The following is a 4788-nucleotide window of genomic DNA, read 5'->3' on the forward strand; positions in this document are numbered from 1 at the left end:
TGTTGGTAGTAGTATTTGTTCTTTCCTCCTGCGCAGTCCCCTGCTGCGAATATCCCCTCTATGTTTGTGTATCCACCTGGTTTGACGTCTATCAATCCTTTCTCATCTACCTCTAATCCTATCTTTTTGAAGAATTCTGTTGGGGGTTGGTTGCCTATCTCTATGAATACCCCCTCTACATCTACCTTCCTGGTTTCACCTGTCTTTAGGTTTTTAATTACTGCATATCTAACCTCTTTATCCCCTCCTATCTCTACGACTGTGCTATTCAATATGATCTCGACCTTATCTCTGTATTTGTTTAGTGTTTCAATATATACTGGGAATGCTCTTAGCCTATCCCCTCTCGTGACTAGATATATCTTCGATGCGTAGCCCACGGCATGGATAGCCCCTGTTACCCCTGCATTGCCACCCCCAACGATCACTATTCTCTTTCCCTTGAAGAAGGGCACATCACATACTGTGCAGTAGCTAACACCCCTGCCAGCGTATTCAGCCTCTCCAGGCACTCCAAGCTTCTTCCTCTCAAGCCCCACAGCTATTATAACAGCTCTAGATCTATATGTCCTGCCACTCCTAGTATAGATCTTGAAGAAATCCCCCTCCCTCTTTATATCCTCAACCCTATCCCTCACAATAGGAACACCGTGTTTAGAGACATGCTTAACAAACCTCTGGATAAGCTCCGAAGCCTCAACCTCTATAAGCCCTGGATAGTCATCAACAATCCCAGCATTAGCAAGCTGCCCACCAATAGTCTCCCCAATCAAGAGGGTTTTAAGCCTATACCTAGCAGAGTAGAGGGCTGCAGATAAACCAGCAGGCCCAGCCCCAACGACAACAACGTCATACTCCTCCTCCTGCACCGGCCCAGCAGGCCCAGATATCCTTAATCTAAAAGACAACCCCGACCCAACCTAAATATATATAGAATTCATACTTATAAGCTTACAGCATTGATCATTCAAACAAATAGCTCTAAAATATATGAACATAAACCAAGAATCATAATATGAGCATCCCGAAGATGGTAAGTTAATAATTGAATCTCGATAGCGCTCCAAAAAGCACGGATAAAACCAGATGTGAACCATAACCATAAAACTCCTTCAATATAAGCATGTCTAATACTTTATAACACCGCTCATAATAATCTGGGTGTTTCAAAGCAACATAGATGAAAATAGTAGTATCAATATAAACCCGTCTCCCTTTCAAGAGACTCCTCAACAAGCTTCACCGCATCAACTCTTTTAACACCACCAAGATATCTATCAACAATAGTTGAGAGTCTTTTCAAGGCCTCAGAGCCTCTAATAGGCTCCATAACTATCTTACCATCAACAACTCTAACTAGCAATCTGTCTCCAACACTTATCCCAAGAGCCTCCCTAATCTCCTTAGGAATAGTGACCTGGAACCTACGAGTCACAATAACCTTAACCATAATCCCACTCATATACCGGAATAGTGCCATAGAATTTAAATCATTTAATGTAAACCTTGCCTCTTAGGACTAAGAGGTTATGGCGATTAATGGTTTTTAAAGATTCGCCTATCAGCGTAGTGGATCCGAGTATATTAAGAGGATGATCTTAGTGTTAATTGAATTAAACGAAATATTTGGTGCCTATACAATGATGATACTACCATCTTGAACGAGATATATTGCAAATTAGAAATACACTTAGGAGAGGGGATATATGTATATCATAGTGCGTGAAAGCCATCGAGGTCTAAGCCGTAGTAGTCAGTATTACTTCGTTATAGAAGAAAATAGGTTGCTACATATTTCTCATTATGCGGTTTCTCAGAAGAAGATATATGAAGATTTAGTCGAATATATAGTAGATCTCAATAGGCTATACAATAAAAAGATCGTTGAGATATCATCTACTAATAGTGGAATCCTCTGCATCGCATCTATATATCCAGCCGAGGATTTGAGGCTCGAGTTCGACCAAAGAAGGAGAGAGACACAAGGACTCTCCTATCTTAATAGCTTTGAATTAGCATATTTAACATATGATGAAAGAATGTTTCTTCAAACAGATTGGAAACAATATTATCTCTCAATGATTAAAGAGCTATCTAAATTCCTCACAGAGTTAAAGAATCTTAACCGAGAGTTTCCATATATCATCCTAACAAGTCTTATTGCTTGTCAGATCGAGAGCCGAGCTAACTATCCATTATCCTTTCTAATACCTTATAGTGCAAATGCTAGGAGGAAATCATTAGAAGCATTAACTAAAGAAATACATCAGATGTGGGTGGCAACACGTTTAATTGTAGAACTAGCTAAATTCGGAAGAGTGAGGAATACTTATATAAACTTTGAGCAGAGCTCGTACTATGCTATAGCTTCATTCTATTGTAAAAGTGAAATATGCTCCTTATGGTATGAATTCGATATGAATCCTCATACCATGTGTGGGGGTATGTTATGGTATAAAAGCGCTTCTAATACGCTTAGAAAGTTCTACGAACACGCTGTAGCCGTACTTAATAAAAGGGGATTAAAGAGAGCACCTCTAAGACCTGACATAGCTATTCTGCAAGGAGGCATGAGTTGCGATGAAGTTGTAAACGAGTTTAAAGTGAAGATGATCATAGAGTGCAAGAATTGGGAGTACGAATACTGGGCTAAGGATGTAGATAACCAGGTTATTCCCTATAAAGAGATCTTTCAGCCAGATGTGATAATTATTGCATCAATGAAGAAGGTTCCTGAACATATTAAATCACTACTCAATAGACATGGAATTATTATAATTGATGAAGTACATCCTGGGGGGAAAGGTGAGAAAGAACTTCTAGAACTTATAAAAACCTTTTAATCTCTATTCTAATGTACTACAATGTTTATGAACTTAGCTAATATTATTGAATAAATTAGAACATATGTTTATTGCTATAATTTAGGTGATAGACCCCTATATCGGAAAAGCTATTATTGTATCCACACTAGATATTAATTTGCTAACTTTCCTTCCTCATATTCTTTTATTTTATAATCCTCCAATAACGCTTTGAAACAGCTAGTTTTAAGAGAGATCATAGCGAGGCCGTGATAATCATCTAACCTATCCCACTCTTAGAAATGCGAGATCTTATGTAAAGTTATTAGAGAACTCATAGGTGTTTTTAGATCTTAGATAGACCTCTGATGATACTGAAATACCTTGAATTATATTTTATATTCTGAATATAGAGTATAATTAAGATTCTCAAGATGCTCCTCATTTTTGTCAGCTGAGACAGGTTATGTCACGGATCCAAACGGCTCTTCTTCATCATCACTAGATAACCTGTCTAGGGGCTTTTAGCTTTTATATGTTGATGAGGGCTCTCGGTTTATTGCTTCTCTATCCCGGAGATCTTTTCGTAGAGCTTTATAAGTGCATGGGTGCCCTTTTCACCAAGCCCCATGGCCTCTAGGGCGTTGTATAGTTGGAGGGCTAGGGCTGTTGCTGGTAATGGTGTTGAGAGTCTCGATGCCTGTTCGAGTGCGTATCTAAGGTCTTTCTTTAGGTGTGATGCTCTGAACCCTGGTTCGAGATCGTTTTTCATTATCTTTGGCATGTAGTACTGTACTGTGAATGAGTTCGCAGCACCGCTTGAGAGAACCTGGAATAGCTTCTCCTCATCGATCCCTGCTTTTCTTGCAAGGGCCATAGCCTCTACCAGGGCTACCATGTTCACAGCAACCACTATTTGGTTGAGTAGCTTCATAAGCTGTCCAGAACCAACATCTCCAACATATACTATAGTCTTCCCCATTGTTCTAAGGATAGGCTCTACCCTCTTGAAAACCTCATACTTACCCCCAACCATTATCGTGAGCGTCCCCTCCCTAGCACCCTTCTCACCACCTGTCACAGGTGCGTCGAGGAACTCAACGCCATATCTCGAGAGCCTCTCGGCAAAGCTCCTAGCATAGTCCGGCGAGTTTGTCCCCATATCTATAAATACCATGCCAGGCCTAGCACCCTTAACAACACCATCCTCGCCAAAGAGTATCTGCTCCACATCCGGACCATCTGTAACCATAGCTATAACCACATCGGATCTCTCAGCAACCTCCCTAGGACTACTAGCTATATATACCCCGAGGGATTTCAGAGGCTCGGCCTTAGATCTAGTCCTATTATAAGCGGTGAGAGGATAGCCAGCCCTAGCTATATGCATAGCCATAGGCAACCCCATAATCCCAAGACCTATGAAACCAACCCTCTCCATACTACCGTTTCTCCCTAGGTATCATTCCATTCATTCTATATAAATTCATGGTCATGCCTAGGGAGTTCCACCTAGCCCACAGGGATCTCGGTATCCCTATGGGCTCATGGGTGGCTTTTTAGCCAAACGGCACACGGCTCCCATCTAGGTCTAGCCCACCTGGGCTTGGAGCAGAGCTCCCATCACCCAGGCAGGCTCTGAGATAGAGGTTCCACACTGATGCAACATCTCGGTGCCACTTCTCCCCACCAACGCTGCATACCCCTACTCTGGATCCATTTTCATATACTATCTCAGCATTGTGGATCGGGCATTGCCTTGAGGTGTTCCTCGGATCCTCATAGATTATCGGGACACCATATTCCCTAGCCTTCTCCTCAATAGCCCTTTGAACCCCTTTGAATGATGTTTGGAATATCCTGTGTCTAAGCTGTTTATCCCTTATCCTAGAGATCATCTTCTCAGCAGGCTTCTTACCTAATGGTAGAAGCCCTCTAGGATTATAAGCCTCTACATCCCTGGCAAACACTAGAATATATTATT

General features: G+C 41.4%; 5 protein-coding genes. 1 reads left to right on the plus strand and 4 read right to left on the minus strand.

Annotated elements, in window-relative coordinates:
* Together QXE01_11565 and QXE01_11570 are read right to left on the minus strand one after the other, a co-directional pair.
* The coding region (locus QXE01_11565) for an FAD-dependent oxidoreductase (GenBank protein MEM4971874.1) at nucleotides 1–908 on the minus strand (908 nt) is incomplete at its 3' end.
* A gap of 287 nt (nucleotides 909–1195) precedes the next feature.
* A complete protein-coding gene (locus QXE01_11570) occupies nucleotides 1196–1450 on the minus strand; it encodes an AbrB/MazE/SpoVT family DNA-binding domain-containing protein (GenBank protein MEM4971875.1) in 255 nt (84 codons plus the stop codon).
* Nucleotides 1451–1706: 256 nt separating this feature from the next.
* Here QXE01_11570 and QXE01_11575 point away from each other — a divergent pair, with 256 nt between their 5' ends.
* Complete coding sequence (locus tag QXE01_11575) at nucleotides 1707–2843, plus strand: hypothetical protein (protein MEM4971876.1); 1137 nt, start codon at nucleotides 1707–1709, stop codon at nucleotides 2841–2843.
* 517 nt (nucleotides 2844–3360) lie between these two features.
* Here QXE01_11575 and QXE01_11580 read toward each other — a convergent pair.
* Entirely contained in the window at nucleotides 3361–4245 is an 885-nt protein-coding gene (locus QXE01_11580; protein ID MEM4971877.1) for an NAD(P)-dependent oxidoreductase, read from the minus strand.
* A gap of 118 nt (nucleotides 4246–4363) precedes the next feature.
* Nucleotides 4364–4774 carry a zinc ribbon domain-containing protein gene (locus QXE01_11585; GenBank protein MEM4971878.1) on the minus strand — a complete coding sequence of 137 codons (411 nt, stop codon included), beginning with the start codon at nucleotides 4772–4774 and terminating at the stop codon, nucleotides 4364–4366.
* Between the last annotated feature and the right edge of the window lie 14 nt (nucleotides 4775–4788).

The organism is Sulfolobales archaeon, from assembly GCA_038897115.1.
Classification (GTDB): Archaea; Thermoproteota; Thermoprotei_A; order Sulfolobales; family AG1; genus AG1.